This is a genomic window from Anabaena sp. CA = ATCC 33047 (assembly GCF_963870205.1).
In the GTDB taxonomy this organism is placed as follows: domain Bacteria; phylum Cyanobacteriota; class Cyanobacteriia; order Cyanobacteriales; family Nostocaceae; genus Trichormus.
On the sequence record NZ_CAWMSA010000044.1, the window covers coordinates 174,549 to 194,157 of the forward strand.

Genomic DNA, 19,609 nt, shown 5'->3' on the forward strand with positions numbered 1-19,609 from the left:
AATACCAGTCGGCGAATTAAACAGACTGTCAAAAACTAACTGTTGTCCGACACTTCCCGTAAAGGTGTAAATTTGTTGTTGTGCTGGTGTTAATAATTTCCCTTCTACCACCTCACCAACTATTAAATCTTGGCTAGTAGTCGTGATTGTCGAGACTCTAAAACTATAATTATTGTTATCAATTGCAGAACTACCATCCAGCACTAACCAATAGTCACCATTTTCGGGGATAACAAACTTAAAGTCAGCAAAAGAATCAGCATCAGCTAATACCCTCTGACTACTGCCGTACACTCTCCAGTTAACATTACTATTACTGCTATTCAGATAATCAAAAAATAATTGTTGTCCTGCATTTCCACTAAAACGATAGATTTTTCTAGTTAATCTGGAGTTGAGTGTACCTGTAATCGGATTAGCAGTATTAAACTGGAGTGGTTCAGTATTGACTGCTAAATCTAATAGTTGAAATTTATAATCGCCAACGGTTTGACTACCGCTACTAATAATTAGTTGATAGATGCCTTGTTCACTCAGTATGATAGGCAGCAAATCATTACGTACACTTTGATTAAAAATCGTATTTTGACTAGGACTAACCAAGCGGACATTGATACCAGTAGGCGAATTAAACAGACTGTCAAAAACTAACTGTTGTCCGATGCTTCCTGTAAAGGTGTAAATTTGCTGTTCTGCTGGTGTTAATAGTTTACCTTCGACAACATTACCGATAATTAAATCTTGGGTAGTAGTCGTGATTGTTGAGACTCTAAAACTATAATTGATGTCACTAGCTGGACTGCCATCCAAAATTAACCAATAGTCACCCGTTTCGGGGATAACAAGCCTAAAATCAGTCAAAGAATCAGAGTAAGTCAGTACCTTTTGACTACTGCCATAAACTGACCAACGTACACTAGAATTACTAATATTGATTTGATCAAAGAATAATTCTTGTCCAGTAGTACCACTAAAACGATAGATTTTTGCTGCCACTCCTAAGCTGAGTGTGCCTGTAATGGGATTGGTAGTATTAAACTGGAGTGATTCGGTATGTACTGCTAAATCTAACAACCGAAATTTATAATCCCCAACAGCTTGGTTAGTGCTACTAAAGATTAGTTGATAGCTGCCTTGTTCGCTGAGTATGATGGGAATCAGTCCGTTAAAAGATTGATAGTCGTTGTTTGCACTTTGGTTAAAAATAACATTTTGGGTGGGACTAACTAAGCGGACATTGATTCCAGAAACGGAATTGAACAAACTATCAAATATTAATTTTTGTCCGATGCTTCCCTCGAAGGTATAAACCTTTTGTTCTCCTGGTGTAACTAGCAAGCTTTCTACAGAATTACCCAGAGTTAAGGGAATTGAATTAGCTGGTGGGAGAACAACAGGCGCGTCATTAACTACATTATTAACAGTGAAAGTATAGGGTGTGCTATTGTTGGTATTACCGATGACAGCTAGTACATAGTCGCCTGTACTGGGTAAGAGTGTCTGAAAATTTTGGTTAACTCCTATCGATGCGATGACAGCGTTATCAGATCCATACAGTATCCAAGTACCACTTGTAGAGACGTTGGTGGCAGAATCCAACAGTAAACGCTGTCCAGCACTGCCACTGATAGAATATAAATCTATTTCTTTGCCGTGATTGAAGGTATCAGATTTTGTTTGTCCTAGTGTGATGGGATTTTGGGAGGCGATCGCACCCACATCTAGTAATCTAAAACTATAGCTGCCTGTATTCTCACCACTCGGATCTAATACGATGCTATAAGTTCCCGTTTCGGTAAAGGTGATAGGCTGAGAATCTGCGTTAACTACAATATCAAACAGTTCTACATTTGTCGGACTCAATAAACTGGCACGAATGCTATTATTAGATGTAGCTAACCCATCAAAAATTAACCGTTGTCCAGTAGTCCCACTAAAGGTAAAAACTTGTCTTTCTCCAGGTTCGGCAATTGTTCCTGTTAATGTTCGACCTAACAGAAAATCATTAGTTAAACTCGTCATTCCTACCAGTTGGCTGTTTATCTCTCCTCCGGTAAGGGCATCTTGATTTAAGGCAGTTTGCTGGTTATTCCCCTCATCAAAAATTAAGCTTGTTACTTCATAACTATTGATTTGTGCGGATGTAAGCGGTTGGTAATCAGTAGCACCGTTGACTTGTGAAGTGGGAAATAAAATTGTATCAGTCTGCTGCTCTTGTGAAGGAGAACTAATACCAAACTGGGAATCATTGGAGTTATCGTTGAAGCTACTGTTTTCCGCTAACATCTCTGCTTGTGATTAAAATAAATTCTTAACGTTAAATTAAGGCAACACAAATTTTTGTAACTATAAAGTTACATTTACTCAAAGAAAATATTAGTCCAAGATTAATCCACTTATTAGCCAGCAAATACGCCAAATATTGGGTTTGTTTCTTAAATCTTGGCAATCAGCAATTACTCACGCAACTGATGCACTGCTGCTAACTAACTGTTCACACCTTGGCTCATAATGTTATTCAATAACCCTGATGAATAAAATTCAGTAGCCTTCTTCTTACTTGTAGTTTCATATACATTTTATTTCACTAAATAAAATACGTATTGTTAATTTCTTTATTCGTTCCTGATTCTACACGAAATTTAGATTTTAGTTCATTAATATTACTTAAAATTTCCCTGACGATAGTATACCTATCAGGTTGCTGCAATAGGCATAGTTACAGGATAATTGGCTATTTGCTGTATCAGGTTAATTGCTGCTGAAAAAGCATTAACAATGCTAATAACGCTTTCTCATAGCTTTGAGCAGAGAAAAATCGAAATGTTGAGATGTTAAAGTATCATTAATAGCACCAGAAATTTAATTCATTAAAGCAATTACTGTTAGAAAACCAAAGGTCATATCATGTCCATTAGAACAGTTATTATATCTGTGAGGGCTAGGGAACTCTTAACAGGGAACAGGTATCTTTATTCCCAATCGACAGACAAATGCTGATATGATTCAGGCAATTTTTATGATCGTTTTGTAGGTACTTCATCAGAGTTGAATTGCTTATAAAGAGGAGATGTTTCGCATCTGAGGCACCCTACTAATGGACAATTTCTAGACTAAACGGTTTAGTTTTATAAAAAGGTGAAGGGTAATCTTCCGTCTTGGGTGAGTCAAAACCCCAATTCTAGACTAAACGGTTTAGTTTTTAAATGCAGTTTTCCGACTGATAGATATCATATCCGGTTGATTACTGATAATTAACTGAAGATGCAGACTTTTCTCTGACTCCGTTCCCTCACCAAAAAACCTACATCATAAGCGTTGAGCTAGATGTAGGTAGATTGAATATGTTTGTTAACTACAGATTAGAATTGGACAATGTGCGATAGCCATACCCTAGGTGAGAGTCTTTTTGAATCTGTTGTTTAATACTATCGAGATCAAGAAAAGAGTCCGCAACATCTATTAAACAGTCATTAGTCATCGTTCGCAGACTAACAACTTCCACTCGCACGCCTGTACTGGTGACAGCATTGACAGCATAGGCTAAATCTCCATCCCCACTCACTAAAACGGCTGTATCGTAGTAGGGAGCTAAGGTGATCATATCTACAGCAATTTCTACATTCAAACTCGGTTTTTTGGTATTATCTGTTGGCTGTACGTCTTTTGTAACTACACGATAGCCATTACGACGCATCCAAAATAAAAAGCCTTGTTGCTTATCATTGTTACGTGAACGAGTGGCAGTCTGGCGTGATATATCAATCCCAGTGTAGAAAAAAGCACGTAATAACCGTGAACCAGAAGTTAAACGACAGAGTAATTTAAGATAGTCAATTTCAATGCCTAGTTGCAAAGCAGCATGAAAGAGATTAGCACCATCGATGAAAATAGCAACTCGACCACGATTTAAGTCATTAGTAACAGCATAATCAGCCCTTGGTTGTCGCTGTCTGGAAGATTCATTGTGGTTGCTGTTTTTTATCTGAATTTTACCTGGCGAATGAGGTTCTTCAGCAAGCGGTCTATAAGAATTGTTTACTTTGGTAAAACCAGTGTTAGTCATTGATTCCTCTGGATTTTAAATTTGGCAAGGCTGTTGGCACTATTGGCAATAGAGCGTCTATACTGATTGATCAGCACAGCAAAAAATGATTTGCAGTCACTTGACACCAACACTCTCAAATCCTGTTCACTGCTTAGATTTCAAAGTTTCATGACTCAGAGTCATTCACACACCAAATTAGATAGTTAGTATTCTTGGAGATTCCTGAAACAGCCTCAGAATCGACGCTGTTCATCAACCATCCAAAATTGGTGTAACTCTTGTCAAAACAAGTTTTACCAGATATCCCCTCTGTTGATATGCTGCCCTTTTTATCCCACTACAGCACATTAACTTGACCCAAGGGGTAAGCAACTGGGCGAAAACAACTTGCTGTCATGGTCAGCCTCGGCAAAAGCCATTGGCATCTTATTCTTATTGTACCTCTGTCTTTAAGAAGCCTTACATTAAGCTAATATTTATATCTTGACTTAACAAGATTCGTGAAACATAGCTATGGTAAAGATTTGATTACAAAGAATTATATTTATTTTGTTTTAAGAATCAGTAAATCTTTACATTTCTGGGTTGCTATGAGTATATATTGGTGTTTGTAGGCATTAAGGAGATTTTTGAGGAAAAATTCTGTAGGTATGTGAGGTTTATGTCAGGATTTGCGCGTTTTTGTTGGAGAAATTAGCCGTAACTTATCATAATATGGCGGTGCGTTGCGCTTTGCTTGAACGCACCCGACAATTTAAGGTTTACTATAGCATTATGCTGGATGTAAATATTAGTTACTAAATTGGGAAATTTATCCAGCAGCTAACTTTGATATTGCAAGCGATCGCCCTCAGCAATCTGATACTATTACTTATAATCAAACAACAGATTTTACTCCCAAGATAACCGTAATTAATCATTATTTGTACGACTGATACTAATCAACTTAACCGAAGAGTGTTTCTTTAGATGGAGGGAATAAACGTGATTAACCAGCTAAATTTATCTTTAGATTAGTCCACAATTAAATGTCTTTGATAATCTCCTCTGAGGTGTCCGACTCGGAGGTTATTTTTTGTTATTTGTTGTAAACATTTATATATTTTTAAAAAAAGACCCCCGGTAATGAGCCGAGGGATTCTGCAAGTCGGTATTGTCGCACAAAGACATTCGCGAATTCCACAATAACAACCATCACATTAGAGAATGTGCCAATTTGCCAAAAGGTGGGGACTGGGTATTGGAAGGGACTGGGGACTGGGTATTGGGGACTGGGTAAAAGTTATTCTTCCCCTGCTTCCCCTGCTTCCTCATCTCTCTGGGTAGATATTCAACCATCAACCCGCCAGCAAGTTTAAAATTGAAAGTAAAGAAATGTTGCTGGGCTTAGGGGAATGAAACGCATCGTTTTAATTGCTGGGTTTGAATCGTTTAACGCTGACTTGTACAGGAAAGCTGCTTGCTTGGCTAAATCTCGCTGTGGTGATTTGGATATTCGAGTATTTAGCGATCGCGATATTATAAGTATTCGCCCAGAAGTAGAAGCAGCACTACAAGGCGCGGATGTGTTTTTTGGTAGTCTACTATTTGATTATGACCAAGTTTTGTGGCTGCGCGATCGCATCGCCCAAATACCCATCCGCCTAGTCTTCGAGTCAGCCTTAGAATTGATGAGTCTAACCAAACTCGGTGCATTCGCCATTGGCGACAAACCCAAAGGAATGCCCAAACCCGTTAAATTCATCCTCGACAAATTCAGCAACGGACGGGAAGAAGACAAACTTGCCGGCTATATTAGTTTCTTAAAAATCGGCCCCAAACTCTTGAAATTCGTGCCAGTGCAGAAAGTCCAAGACTTACGCAACTGGTTAATTATCTACGGTTACTGGAACGCCGGCGGCACAGAAAACGTTGCCGCATTATTCTGGACACTAGGAGAAAAATACCTAAGCTTAAAAGTCGGTGACATCCCCCCACCCATCGAAACCCCCAACATGGGTTTACTACATCCCGACTATCAAGGTTTTTTTACATCCCCCACAGCATACCTAGAATGGTATCACCAGCAGCGCATAGAAAAACATCCCCAGTCCCCAGTCCCCAGTCCCCAGTCCCCAGTCGCCGCCATTCTCCTCTACCGTAAACACGTCATCACCAAACAACCCTACATTCCCCAACTAATTCGCCGTTTTGAAGAAGCGGGTTTGATACCTTTACCCATATTTATCAACGGTGTAGAAGGTCACGTAGCGGTAAGAGACTGGATGACAACCGACTACGAACTGCAACAACGACAACAAGGTAAGATTGAAACCCCCTCACTTTCACCAGAAGCCGTGAAAGTTGATACAATTGTTTCTACAATTGGCTTTCCCCTTGTCGGGGGGCCAGCCGGTTCAATGGAAGCAGGTCGTCAGATAGAAGTCGCCAAGCGCATCCTCACCGCTAAAAATATCCCCTACATCGTCGCCGCACCTCTATTAATTCAAGACATCCACTCTTGGACTCGTCAAGGTGTGGGTGGTTTGCAAAGTGTGGTATTGTACGCCTTACCAGAATTAGACGGTGCCATTGATACTGTTCCCCTCGGCGGTTTAGTGGGTGAAGATATTTATTTAGTTCCTGAAAGAGTGCAGCGTCTGATTGGCAGAGTGAAAAACTGGGTAGAGTTGCGTCAAAAACCACCCGCAGACCGGAAAATTGCCATTATTTTATATGGGTTTCCTCCTGGTTATGGTGCAGTAGGTACGGCGGCATTATTAAACGTTCCCCGCAGTTTAATTAAACTACTCCACGCCCTCAAAGACCAAGGTTACAACGTCGGCGAAATTCCAGAAGATGGCGAAGAATTAATACGTCAGGTAAAAGCAATTGATGAAGAAATGGAGAGATGGGAATTAAATAAGCCTTTCCCCTCCTCAGCTACTACTGTCAACGCCCGTAAACTAGAAAAATGGTTGGGATATCTCCGCACATCTCGCATTGAAAAACAATGGAAATCTCTGACAGGAAGCGGAATAAAAACCTATGGTGAGGAATTACATATTGGTGGTGTGCAGTTAGGAAATGTTTGGATAGGTGTACAGCCACCTTTGGGAATACAAGGCGACCCCATGCGGTTAATGTTTGAACGAGATTTAACACCCCATCCTCAATACGCGGCTTTTTATAAATGGTTGCAAAATGAACTTCAAGCCGATGCAGTAGTTCACTTTGGGATGCACGGCACTGTAGAATGGTTGCCGGGTTCACCTTTAGGAAATACGGGTTATTCTTGGTCTGATATTCTGTTAGGAGATTTGCCGAATCTCTATATATATGCTGCTAATAATCCTTCAGAATCAATTTTAGCGAAACGTCGCGGTTATGGGGTGTTAATTTCTCACAATGTCCCGCCTTATGGTCGGGCTGGTTTATATAAGGAATTGGTAGCATTACGAGATTTAATTTCTGAATATCGCGAAGACCCGCAAAAGAATTATGTCCTCAAGGAAGGGATTTGTAAAAAGATTGTTGATACTGGTTTAGATGTGGATTGCCCATTTGCAGATGCGAAAAAATTGGGTATTCCGTTTACGCCAGAAAATATCAAAATGTTTAGTGGTCATGCTTTTGATGATTATTTGGTGAAGTTATATGAGTATTTACAAGTTTTAGAAACTCGGCTGTTTTCTTCTGGTTTGCATATATTAGGTGAACCACCAAATGAAGAAGAATTAGCAGCTTATCTCGAAGCTTATTTTGGTAGTGAACAGCCAAGAAACCCAGAGGAAGAACAGCAAATCAAAGATTTGTTACTACAAACTACAGATGAATTAACTAATTTATTACGGGGATTAAATGGGGAATTTATCCCACCTGCGCCGGGTGGTGATTTATTACGAGATGGTGCGGGTGTGTTACCCACAGGTAGAAATATTCATGCTTTAGACCCCTATAGAATGCCTTCTCCTGCTGCTTATGAACGGGGACGAGAAATAGCTCAAAAAATTATCAGTCAGCATTTACAAGAACATGGTAAATATCCCGAAACGGTAGCAGTTTTATTATGGGGATTAGACGCGATTAAAACTAAGGGTGAATCGCTAGGGATTCTGTTAGAATTGGTGGGTGCTGCACCTGTGAAGGAAGGAACAGGGCGCATTGTGCGTTATGAGTTGAAACCCTTAGCAGAAGTAGGACACCCGCGCATTGATGTGTTAGGCAATTTATCAGGAATCTTCCGCGATAGTTTTGTGAATATCATCGAATTATTAGATGATTTATTCCAAAGGGCGGCGGATGCTGATGAACCAGAAGCACAGAATTTTATTAGGAAACACGCCTTAGCTTTAAAGGCGCAAGGTGTGGAAAATACTTCAGCGAGATTGTTTTCTAACCCGGCTGGTGATTTTGGTTCTTTGGTAAATGATCAAGTTGTTGATAGTAACTGGGAAAATGGCGATGAGTTAGGTGAAACTTGGCAAAGTCGCAATGTGTTTAGTTATGGTAGAAAAGATAAAGGCCAAGCTAGACCAGAAGTTTTAAATCAGTTACTCAAGACTAGCGATCGCATCGTTCAAGAAATCGACTCTGTAGAATATGGTTTAACCGATATTCAGGAATATTACGCCAACACAGGCGGATTGAAAAAAGCCGCCGAACAACAAAGCGGTAAGAAAGTCACCGCCAGTTTTGTCGAAAGTTTCTCTAAAGACACCACACCCCGCAACTTAGATGATTTACTCAGAATGGAATACCGCACCAAATTATTAAATCCCAAATGGGCGGAAGCAATGGCTAATCAAGGTTCAGGTGGTGCTTTTGAGATTTCCCAACGGATGACAGCCTTAATTGGTTGGGGTGGTACTGCTGATTTTAAAGATGATTGGGTATACAATCAAGCCGCAGACACCTATGCTTTAGATCCTGAAATGGCGGAGAAATTACGCAAAGCTAACCCCGAAGCGTTTCGTAATATCGTCAGCAGAATGTTAGAAGCACATGGGCGCGGTTTATGGCAAGCTGATACAGATAAGTTAGATAAGTTGCGTCAATTATATGAGTTGACAGATGAACAATTGGAAGGTGTGACAGTTTAGAAAATATCAATCAATTGACTGATTATCTCCCTCGCCCACTCGATAGCTTCCTCTGGCGTAGAGACTTTCCCCTCAGCTTGCGCCACAGCTATCTCTGTCAGTAGTTTACCTACTACTGGCGATGCTGGGATATTTAATGCTATCATTAGATTTTTACCACTTACTAGCTGAGTGGGATGAGCGACCAGATCATCAGGGTTAAGGTAGCGGCTGATCAATGGTGCGTATACCCTCAATGGATTGGTGCCAGAAATCGGCTCTACCAGATTATCGTTTACTAAGGCTAGCACAATTGTAGCCGGCAATACAATTCCTGCCTCTTGGAATAAAAAATACTGTTCTCGCAAGGTATGAGCTAACTTTAGCTGAGGGGATAGTCTAAGAGCAGTGATAACAGCGCGAATTTCAGCGCGGCTATAGGTGAGTTCCTGTAGTTCAATTTCTGCAACGCTGGGATTGGGATGGACAAGACAAGCGAGTTTGGCAATACTTAACCATGTAGTTTTGACTGTATCACGGACTGATTGTTGCAGTTCTCTATCTAGTTGTGCATAGTGTTGTGCAAGTATGCTAGCAACTTGATCGACTGCTGCTAATTTACGAAAACTTTCAGGAGTGGCGTGTTTAAAGAATGCAGTCAGTAAGCCATCTTCAGCCGCTTGAGTTATCCCAGGTGTACCTTGAGAATTGGCTAGTAAATAACCAATTTCTACTCTCACTCTTTCGGCGGCAACTTGGGATATCTGCGAAGCTAAAGCACGGATAGTATTTTGGGTGTTGGTTTCAATGATAAATCCTAGTTGAGCAGCTTGGCGATAGGCACGTAATAGGCGTAGCGGGTCGTCTTGTAAATTGCTGGGTGATATCATGCGTAATAGACCTAACTGTAAATCATCACAGCCATGTAGGGGGTCGATGATTTCTTGGCTGTGGGGATTGTAGGCGATCGCATTAATGGTATAATCTCTCCTATATAAGTCAGTCTCTAAACTCTCGCCTTCCTGTTGGGCAAAGTCAGCCGTAGCATCAGGAAACACCACCCGCGCAATTCGTCTTTCTGAGTCGAGTAACACAAAACCAGCTTTGTAACGTTGGGCGATCGCTCTAGCTACCTGAACCGCATCCGATGGGATCACAAAATCAAGATCCCAATACTCACGGGTTCTACCTAAAATCCCATCCCGCACCGCACCACCTACCATGTAAGCTGGTTGTGGCAAGCATTCCAGACTAAAAGGCCAATTTTCCGGGGCTAGGGTAGAAGGAACTGAGTCAAACATTGTAATAAAAATCAACCCAGCAACAGGTGAATAATCATTGGGCTTAAGCTAGATTAACAATAAATGCCCTGGAGTTGGTTCTATTATGTGTATTTGTGTCAACTGCCACTATGTAGATCGCTGTGTGACTTATCATGCAGTAGAAACACAGCACCAACAACCCCACCTCACCGAAAACCCAACTTTTGATCCCAACGAACCCTCCATTAACGTTAACATCCGCACAAAGGAAGATACAATTGAAATGGAATGGGATGTTGTTGGTTGTCTCAGTTTTAAACCAGAAATGGGCAAATGGTCAAAGTTACGCCCAGGCGAATTAGTCCCCACTTGAGATTAATTTCAATAGTCAATCATTGTGTAGAGACGTTGCATGCAACGTCTCTACAAGTCATCGATGCACAGGGCATTGAATAAAAATTCAACCTCATCCCCCTCATCCCCCCAAAGACACCAACCCCTTTGATTCCTGTGCCAGTGTACTGTGTAAACCTGCCAATAATTCCTTTGTGGTGTAGGGTTTAGCAATAAATTGTTTGACTACAGGAGATTTCACGAGTTTATGAGTGGGGACAAAACCACTCACAGCGATAATTTTGATATGAGAATTCATTTTTTGCAAAGCGCGAATGGTGCTAGCACCATCCATCGATGGCATGATCATATCCATTAACACCACACTGATTTTATCCCGATGTTGGGCATAAAGTGCGATCGCCTCCACCCCATCCCTCGCCGTCAGCACTTGGTAATTATAAGTTTCTAAAGCAATTTTCGTAGTTTCCAAAATTTCCGCTTCGTCATCCACTACTAAAACTAATTCTCCACTACCTTTGAGTAGTTGCAAGTCTTCATCCTGGGAAGTCGCCATTGTCTCGACGGCTGGCAAAAATATCTTAAATTCCGTTCCCTTACCTACCTCACTGTAGACTTTCACAAAACCATTATGACTTTTAATAATGCCTTGTACCGTAGAAAGACCTAAACCCGTACCTTTACCTACATCTTTCGTAGTGAAAAACGGCTCAAATATTCTATCAACGATTTCCGGTTCCATACCCATGCCTGTATCTGCTATGGAAATCACAATGTAAGGGCCAACACAAGCATCCAAATTCATTCGGGCATAGTGTTGATCAATCAAAAGATTTTGAGCAGATAAACTGAGTCTACCACCTTCTGGCATGGCATCACGAGCATTGACAACTAGGTTCATCAGTACCTGATGCAGATTGGTGGCATCACCGATGACAGTCCACAGGTTAGGCGGGATATTTGTAGATAATTCTATGGTTTTGGGAAATGTTTCTTGAACAATTTGTTGAATTTCGGAACACAAGTAATTAACTTGTACAATCGTCCGTTTGCCTTCCACGCCACGGGTAAAATGCAATACTTGTTTCACCAAAGCCGCCCCACGTTTAGAGTTAGACTCGATAGTTTTCAACATTTGTTGACTGCGGTCATCAACGTGGGGTAGTTTGAGTTGTAATAGTTGCGCTGATGCTAGAATCGGAGTCAGGATATTGTTGAGGTCATGGGCAATACCGCTAGCGAGTGTGCCGACACTTTCTAGGCGTTGCGCCCGTAAAAACTGACGTTCTAGTTGTTTTTTGTCGGTAATATCGGTGTTAACTGTTAATATAGATTGTGGTTGTCCATTGCGATCGCGCATAATTGTCCATCGGCTAGCAACAATAATTTTTTTGCCTTGTCGGGTAACTTGATGTAATTCACCCTGCCAGGAATCACCATCAGCTAAACTAGCGGTGACATTTTGCAGTTGAGACAAATTGTCTGGTTGATATAGCAACCGACGCACACTTTGCCCCATCGCTTCTTGAGTCTGCCATCCATAGAGATTTTCCGCGCCTTTGTTCCAGAAACAGATGCGATCGCTCATGTCTTTAACTAAAATGGCATCTGTGGTAATATCCAACAAAGCCGCTTGTTCTCGCAGTTTTTCCTCTACACGAGTACGTTCTAAAATCTCTGCGGCTAAACGCTGATTCTGCACTTGCAATGTTTTCGTCAAATTACGCAGTTGCAGATGCAGTTGAATCCGCGCTAAAACTTCTTCATGTTGCAGTGGTTTTGTGATATAATCCACAGCACCAATATTTAAGCCCTTGACCTTATCTAAGGTTTCCGAAAGGGCAGTCATGAAAATCACCGGAATTTCTGTTGTTAATTCGTTGCTTTTCAAGCGGCGACAAGTTTCAAAGCCGTCTATACCCGGCATGAGGATATCTAAAAGAATCAAGTCAGGTGGCGCATATTCAGCCCTAGCGATCGCACTTTCCCCATCTTCAGCTACTAACACTGTATAACCGGCATTCGCCAAAAAATCAAACAGCATTTCTAAATTCGTGGGAGTGTCATCCACAATCAAAATGACACCTTGAACAACAGAATTAATAGTCATAGTATCTTAAAAAAAATTTAATATTGTTTGAGAAAATCTACAAGTTGCTTACCTTTAAAGCTTTTAGCCAATTGACGTAAATGAGTCGCAAACGGGGCAAATTCTGGATTTAACTCCTCTATTTGTCTAGCTTTTTCGGCAATCCCTCTGAGATTTCCCCGCATCGCCAAATCAAGCAAAATCCCCAATTCTGCTGCGGGTGGAACTAGCAATGTTAAATTTTGGCAGGGGTTTGTAGGATTGACAGCTTCTGACGGTAATTGATGCTGCCTACTATCTTGATAAACCCATTTCAAGCCTAAATGAAACTGTAATTTTTCTAAAAGATTAGCTACCTGAATCGGTTTCGGCAGAAAATCATTGCAACCAACTTCACGACTCTGTTGTTGACTAAAATCAAACACACTAGCCGAGATTGCAATCACAATAGTTTGTGCTAAGGTTGGTATCATCCTCAGACGACGAGTAGCTTCAAAGCCATCCACTCCCCCCATAACTAAATCCATAAAAATCACATCAGGCTGAAATTCACAGGCTTTATCAATACCATCCAACCCATCTGTCGCTTCCATTACCTCAAAACCCAAAGGCTCTAGCAAATTCACCAAAACAGAACGATTTGCCCAATTATCATCTACAACCAAAACTTTGCGTCTAGAGCCAACAAAACTGACGATATTTTGTTCATCAACTCTCTTAACATCAGTAGGCGAGATAATTTCTGGTAAGTCTAAGTCTAACCAAAAAATGCTTCCTTCACCTAAATTACTTTTAACTTGAATTTCCCCGCCCATCATCTCCACTAATTGACGGCTAATTGCCAAACCTAACCCTGTTCCTTCCGTTTTCAGATTATTATCACCCACCTGATGAAATGGCAAAAAGATTGCTGATAATTGCTCAGGTGCAATCCCAATACCTGTATCTTCTACATAAAATCTAATTTTAGGAATAGAATACTCAGCCGCATTTTCCCCAGCTACCAGTTGCCAATCACCAGCACCTGTGACATAACCCACCTTGAAAAATACATAACCTTGTTTGGTAAATTTAATCGCATTACTCAATAAATTAATTAAAACTTGCCGTAACCGTTTTTCATCAGCGTAAACAATGCGCGGTAATAAAGATACTGATTGATATAATAACGTTATACCTTTTTGTTCCGCACGCACACGGCACATCTGAACAATACCTTCTAAAAATTGCGAAAAATCAAATTCTTGCGGATAAAGTTCCATTTTTCGCGCTTCTATTTTCGCAATATCTAAAATATCATTAATTAATGTTAATAAATGTTCACCGCATTGGTGAATGATTTCCACGCCATTTTTTTGTTGAGCAGTTAAATTTTTGTCCTTTTGAAAGATTTGCGTGTAACCGAGAATTCCATTCAATGGTGTACGTAATTCATGGCTCATATTAGCCAAAAATTCACTTTTAGCACGGTTAGCGGCGGCGGCTGCTTCTTCTGCTCTTTGGCGTTCTCGAATCTCTGTTTGTAACAGCAAATTTTTCTCTTGTAACTCTAGAGTTCGCTGATTGACTTTTGTTGCGAGTGTGCGATTATATTCTTCTAAATCATGATAAAGACGAGCATTTTCAATGGAGATTGCAGCTTGACAAGACAAAATTTGCAACAATTCTACTCGCTCAGATGTAAAGGCTCCAGAAATCAAGTTATTTTCTAAATATAAAATGCCAATCAGTTTCCCTTGATTGACAATTGGCGTACATAGCAGAGATTTTACTTGATGCTGGATAATATAGCTATCTGTGGTGAACATTCCTTCACAACTGGCATCATTAAGTACAATACTCTCCTGAGTGCGACAGACATAATTAATTACAGATAGGGGCAGATTTTGACTGTGTTCTACAGGGATAGACTGCTGTAAACATATCTGCTCATGTCCGAAACTGCCGGAAGCCTCTATCAACAAATTACCTGCGGTTTCTAAAATTAATAATCCGGTTTCTGCCCCAGCATTTTCTAAGAAAATTTGCATTAATTTAGTCAATAAATTCTCTAAAACAATTTCACCAGAAAGAGCTTGCGAGGCTTTAATAACTGCGGATAAATCAAACATTCCCTGTATCCCTGTAGTCGTCGAGCTAATCGTTTGATTCATCTCTAAGCTTGGCGTGTTTTGCTCCCCTATCCGAGATAAAATATGTGGATATTTTGCGGCTAAATCTTTAACTTTGGCAGTAGCTCCCCAGCGCATATAGCCATAGTAAGCATCAATGAGATAGCTATGAGCAACCTTGTCTCTACCACAATCAAAATAAAACTTGGCAGCCAGTTCATTAGCTAATGCTGCTTCTTGGATATAACCCTGTTGTTTAGCACCTGCGATCGCGCGCTCATAAAACTCCATTGCTTGCCAATATTCACCCAGTAACCGCGCCTTTTCTGCCTCTACAAGCTCATACTTATGCTGAAAATTCATTGGTGCATGACTTGACCATTTTTGCATTTTTTCTTGATTATTGCTCACCCGGCTGAGGATATTTTCTCGTTGTGATGGTGACGCTGATGAATAGATTGCCAGTTGTGCTAAAGAATCATAAAAATGGAATAACGGCACATTCAACCATCCTGTTACACCGTCTAAATAATCTTCGGCTTTCATAGCATTTACGGATGCTTCCGCAAACTTACCAAATAAGTAACAAAGAATTAATTTATTCAGAAATACATAGAAGATTATAGTACGTTCATTTGCGGCAATATGAATTGATAATAATTGTGCCTCATTGTAGACTTCACCGATTAAAAGACAGGGGTTTTCAGCCAAGTCTAATAAATTCAAAACTGCCTGATGAAATACTTGATGCCACTTTAAAGCCGTCTCTTGATGAAGTTGAGCGATCGCCCTACCATATCTAGTCATTTCCTGTTCTAGACTTTTTAACTCTGCACCACTCCAATAACTATATTGACAGCGATTACTAGCTGCATATCCCGTATGTACTAAATTGCCATATTCCCATCCACTAGCATAAGCATCTTCTAATAATGGTAAAGTCTCTCGAATATGATGTTTCCAATGAATCAGGAAAGTTGCCACCTTAAATAAAACTTGACTTCTTAGCTCACAAGCATCTAAAACATCTAATAACTTTAAAGCTAACTGCCCAAATTTATAAGCCGCTTCCACATCTTGTAATAACCCACTAAAAACTACACCATAATCAGCAAAACCGCTAGCGGAAAACAGAGTATTACCATGTTGAATAGATAAATTAACCTCCTGACAAGCCATCATCATAAATAATGTAGGTGCAGATTGATAAGCAGCCGGAACTAAACTGGCTATCAACCGCAAAGCTGCTAATTGCTTTGCATCTGTCATGGTTGGGAGATTAACTAAATCTTCTATACTTTTATCTGCTAAATTTGCGCTTGTTTCTTGAATAGCTTGCTGAATATCTGATGGAGTTGGTGATGCAGTTAGTTTCACTCCCAATATTTCTAACACTTGCAAACCCAGCTTGACAGCTGCCAAAAGTTTTCTTTGGACTTCATAACTTTGAATTCGTAACTCATAAACTTTTACCTTTTCCCAATCATTATCAGCTTCTTGCAGCACCACCTCAACCAATTGTTCCATTTGCTCAAAGTCGCCCATCAGAAATGCTGCTTCTGCTGCTTCTTGATGCAAAGCTAATACTAATTCATATTGCTGCTTCCAGCTAGCGGTTGTTAACAGACTTAAACCTACCTGGAGGTAGCCCATAGCCGCCTCATACGCCGTTGCTGCTTTAGCTTTTTTCCCTGCTATCAGGTTAAGTTCAGCTAGTTGAATTTTTGCAGAATCTAGAGCCAGTAATTCTGTCCCATAATTCAGGTGATTAACTAAATTAAAAATATTTTCACTGCGTTCTTCTAATGTATTATTTTCTAATAGTAATCGACCAATTTGTAGATGAGTTGCTTTTTTGAGAGAATCCGCAATTAAAGAATAAGCTGCTTGTTGAACTCGGTCATGTAAAAACTTGTAACTAATTGTGAAGTTTGCCTCTGGCAGACTATGAAAAACTAAAGGAATTTTGTAAGATTCGTCTATAGGTAAGACTAAACCAGCCTGTAACGATTCCCATAAATCTGCTGCTGTTTCATCCCAAGTTTTTTGATTAACAATACTCAGAATATCTAAAGTAAATTGATTACCAATACAAGCGGCTAATTTTAAAACATTCTGTGTCATTGGTGATAGCTTCTGAATTTGATTCACCATCAGATCAACGACATTATCAGTAATTTCAATATCTTGCAGCAGTTCCATATCCCACTGCCAACAACCAGTCATAAAATTAAATGATAGTAGGTTGTCTTGCTCAAGGGTTTTGAGCAGTTGTGTTAAAAAGAAAGGATTTCCTTGAGTTTTCTGCCATAATAACTCTGCGAGTGCTGCTGAATTTTTTTGCTGAGTATGGAGAGTATCACTAACTAATTGCTGAACATGAAAAATCTGTAACGGCTCCAGAACCAAATTGTTAATAACTACATCAGATTTTTGGATTTCCTGTATAGTCAACATTAACGGATGATCAAGATGAACTTCGTTGTCACGATATGCTCCAATCAGCAATAAATATTTAATCTCTGAATCAGTGCTTAAAAGTTGAATTAACTTGAGAGAAGCAGCATCTGCCCATTGTAAATCATCTAAGAAAATAACTAAGGGATGTTCAGGTTGACAAAATACGGTAATAAATTGTTTAAATACCAGATTAAATCTGTTTTGGGATTCATTTAAACCTAATTTAGCAACAGGTTGCTGATAACCAATAATTTGTTCTACTTCGGGAATTACATCAATAATTACTTGTGCATTTGTACCAATAGCTGCTAAGATTTTGTCTTTCCAAATCTTGATATTTTCAGTATTTTCTGTGAATAATTGTTGAATTAATGCCTGAAAAGCTGGAATAAAAGCCGCATAAGGAATATTTCGCTTTAATTGGTCAAATTTACCCGAAATAAAATAACCATGCTGGGCTAATATAGGCTTATGAACTTCATTGACTAAAGAAGATTTGCCAATACCTGAGTAACCACTAACTAACATAATCTCTGCTGCGCCACGGCTAACACGCTCAAAGGCGTTCATGAGAGTTAAAACTTCTGTTTCACGCCCATACAGTTTTTGTGGAATCAGCATTTGGCTGTATAAATCAGATGTACCAACAACAAAGTTAGCTATTTTTCCAGTTGCTTGTAGTTCTCTGAAACATGCTTCTAAATCAGCTTTTAGCCCCAAAGCATTTTGATATCTCTCCTCAGCAGTTTTAGCTAATAATTTCATGACAATATCAGAAATTGCTGGCGGAATTTCTGGATTAATATCTTTTGGTGATAACGGTGTTTTCGCAATATGACAGTGAACAATTTCTAAGGCATCAGTAGCTATGAATGGCAGTTGTTGCGTGAGCATTTCATAAAAGGTAACACCCAAAGAATAAAAATCAGTGCGATAGTCAATCCCGCGATTCATCCTTCCAGTTTGCTCTGGTGACATATAAGCCAAAGTCCCTTCCAGCCCACTAGGATGACTAACAAGTAAATTTTCTCTCGACAAACAGGATGAAATACTAAAATCTATAATTTTGATGTCGTTGCTTTTGAGATTAACGAGAATATTATCCGGCTTAATATCTTTATGAATAATATGATTTTCATGAATTTGAGCCAGTGTTGCAGCTAGTTGAATAGCAATTTGCAAAAACTGACTGATATCAAATTTTTGACTATTCATGATCTCTTTGAGAGGTTCCCCTTCAAAATCTAGCAAAATTAGCCCCAAAGCATTTTGATAGCTTGCTAACGCCTGGGGTTTAATCACTCCATCTATCTCTAAATGTTGGAGAATTTTATATTCATGTTTTAACTGAGTCAGCTGTTCTATAGTAGGATACTCAGCTTTAAGAGTTTTAATAATTGCTGTTAATTGATGAGCCTGATTAATCGCACGATAAATACAGGTATTCGTACCATCATAAAGAATTTGAGTGAGATTGTAATCGGCAATGTTGATACCCATATTTTTCTGCTTGCTGCTAGGATGATGTTGCTTGGCAGTCAGTTATTTGCTTCTCTATCAATGGTAATAATTTCTGCTGATGTTTAACTATGGGAGTATGATCAATTGTCTACATAGTTTTTAGCTGTTACCTATTTTTTTAATTGAAAATAAAATTACGTAACTAAAATTTAACTAATCTGAAGTGTTTGCTTTTATTCTCAATCAGCAAGGTAGTAACGATGCAACGAGTTGGATAGCGAAGCATGAAACAGAGGCTAGAGCCTATTAGGGAAGGCAAAGCCCAGCATATCTAAGTTTTCTTAGCACAACCCACCCTACTAGGCTGACATAACTAAAATGATTTAAAAAATGGTAGATTGGGGAGCCATCGCCGTGAATGGGTTTCCCGGCTTGAAGCTCATGGCGTTTGACGTAAGGAAACTCAAGACTAATATCCTAGTTGGGTTGCGCTACGCTTCACCCAACCTACATCTAATGCACAAAATTAGCTGTGTCAATCCAATAGGTTCACAAATCAAATTAAATTTCTCTAGTTTTCTCCAACTACATTGCAAGGCTGGCTCGATTATGTGGTTGAATAAATTAATTACAGCAGATTTGGGGTAAATGAGGTACAAATTTTAGGAACAAAGCTTTATGCTAAAAGACATTCCAACCTGTTCCCTGTTCCCTGTTCCCTGTTCCCTGCTATATGTCAACTTAAACAATCAAGATTTGCATTT

At 39.7% G+C, this 19,609-nt stretch carries 8 protein-coding genes; 3 read left to right on the forward strand and 5 right to left on the reverse strand.

The window, feature by feature from the left end:
* Nucleotides 1-2,286, reverse strand: a 2,286-nt coding sequence (locus tag AACS98_RS12720) for a hypothetical protein (RefSeq protein WP_198161136.1), incomplete at its 3' end; no start/stop codon positions are given.
* A 1,069-nt stretch (nt 2,287-3,355) separates the two neighbouring features.
* On the reverse strand, nt 3,356-4,066 hold the full coding sequence (locus AACS98_RS12725; protein ID WP_066380306.1) for a LabA-like NYN domain-containing protein: 711 nt from the start codon (nt 4,064-4,066) through the stop codon (nt 3,356-3,358).
* Between the two features lie 1,376 nt (nt 4,067-5,442).
* Here AACS98_RS12725 and bchH point away from each other — a divergent pair.
* Nucleotides 5,443-9,129, forward strand: coding sequence for a magnesium chelatase subunit H (bchH, locus tag AACS98_RS12730; RefSeq protein WP_066380307.1), 3,687 nt, complete (start codon nt 5,443-5,445; stop codon nt 9,127-9,129).
* Here the strand turns inward: bchH and AACS98_RS12735 are convergent.
* Nucleotides 9,126-10,409 (reverse strand): CCA tRNA nucleotidyltransferase, encoded by a 1,284-nt coding sequence (locus AACS98_RS12735; RefSeq protein ID WP_198161137.1) that lies wholly within the window; start codon nt 10,407-10,409, stop codon nt 9,126-9,128. The two genes, bchH and AACS98_RS12735, sit on opposite strands and share 4 nt — an antisense overlap.
* Before the next feature lie 85 nt (nt 10,410-10,494).
* Between AACS98_RS12735 and AACS98_RS12740 the strand changes: the two genes are divergently transcribed.
* Nucleotides 10,495-10,743, forward strand: coding sequence for a Ycf34 family protein (locus AACS98_RS12740; protein ID WP_066380308.1), 249 nt, complete (start codon nt 10,495-10,497; stop codon nt 10,741-10,743).
* 102 nt (nt 10,744-10,845) lie between these two features.
* Here the strand turns inward: AACS98_RS12740 and AACS98_RS12745 are convergent, their stop codons facing one another.
* Both AACS98_RS12745 and AACS98_RS12750 read right to left on the reverse strand, forming a co-directional pair.
* Nucleotides 10,846-12,834: an ATP-binding response regulator gene (locus AACS98_RS12745; RefSeq protein ID WP_066380311.1), complete on the reverse strand. Its 1,989-nt coding sequence runs from the start codon at nt 12,832-12,834 to the stop codon at nt 10,846-10,848.
* A gap of 17 nt (nt 12,835-12,851) precedes the next feature.
* Nucleotides 12,852-18,884 carry a hybrid sensor histidine kinase/response regulator gene (locus AACS98_RS12750; protein ID WP_066380313.1) on the reverse strand — a complete coding sequence of 2,011 codons (6,033 nt, stop codon included), beginning with the start codon at nt 18,882-18,884 and terminating at the stop codon, nt 12,852-12,854.
* Between the two features lie 351 nt (nt 18,885-19,235).
* On the opposite strand from AACS98_RS12750, the gene AACS98_RS12755 reads away from it, so the two are divergent.
* On the forward strand, nt 19,236-19,493 hold the full coding sequence (locus AACS98_RS12755) for a hypothetical protein (protein ID WP_066380320.1): 258 nt from the start codon (nt 19,236-19,238) through the stop codon (nt 19,491-19,493).
* Nucleotides 19,494-19,609: the final 116 nt, after the last annotated feature.

Bases quoted from the DNA above. Each gene is read 5' to 3' on its own strand.
- AACS98_RS12725 (WP_066380306.1), bottom strand. From the start codon at position 4,066: ATGACTAACACTGGTTTTACCAAAGTAAACAATTCTTATAGACCGCTT.
- bchH (WP_066380307.1), top strand. From the start codon at position 5,443: ATGAAACGCATCGTTTTAATTGCTGGGTTTGAATCGTTTAACGCTGAC.
- AACS98_RS12735 (WP_198161137.1), bottom strand. From the start codon at position 10,409: ATGTTTGACTCAGTTCCTTCTACCCTAGCCCCGGAAAATTGGCCTTTT.
- AACS98_RS12740 (WP_066380308.1), top strand. From the start codon at position 10,495: ATGTGTATTTGTGTCAACTGCCACTATGTAGATCGCTGTGTGACTTAT.
- AACS98_RS12745 (WP_066380311.1), bottom strand. From the start codon at position 12,834: ATGACTATTAATTCTGTTGTTCAAGGTGTCATTTTGATTGTGGATGAC.
- AACS98_RS12750 (WP_066380313.1), bottom strand. From the start codon at position 18,884: ATGGGTATCAACATTGCCGATTACAATCTCACTCAAATTCTTTATGAT.
- AACS98_RS12755 (WP_066380320.1), top strand. From the start codon at position 19,236: ATGGTAGATTGGGGAGCCATCGCCGTGAATGGGTTTCCCGGCTTGAAG.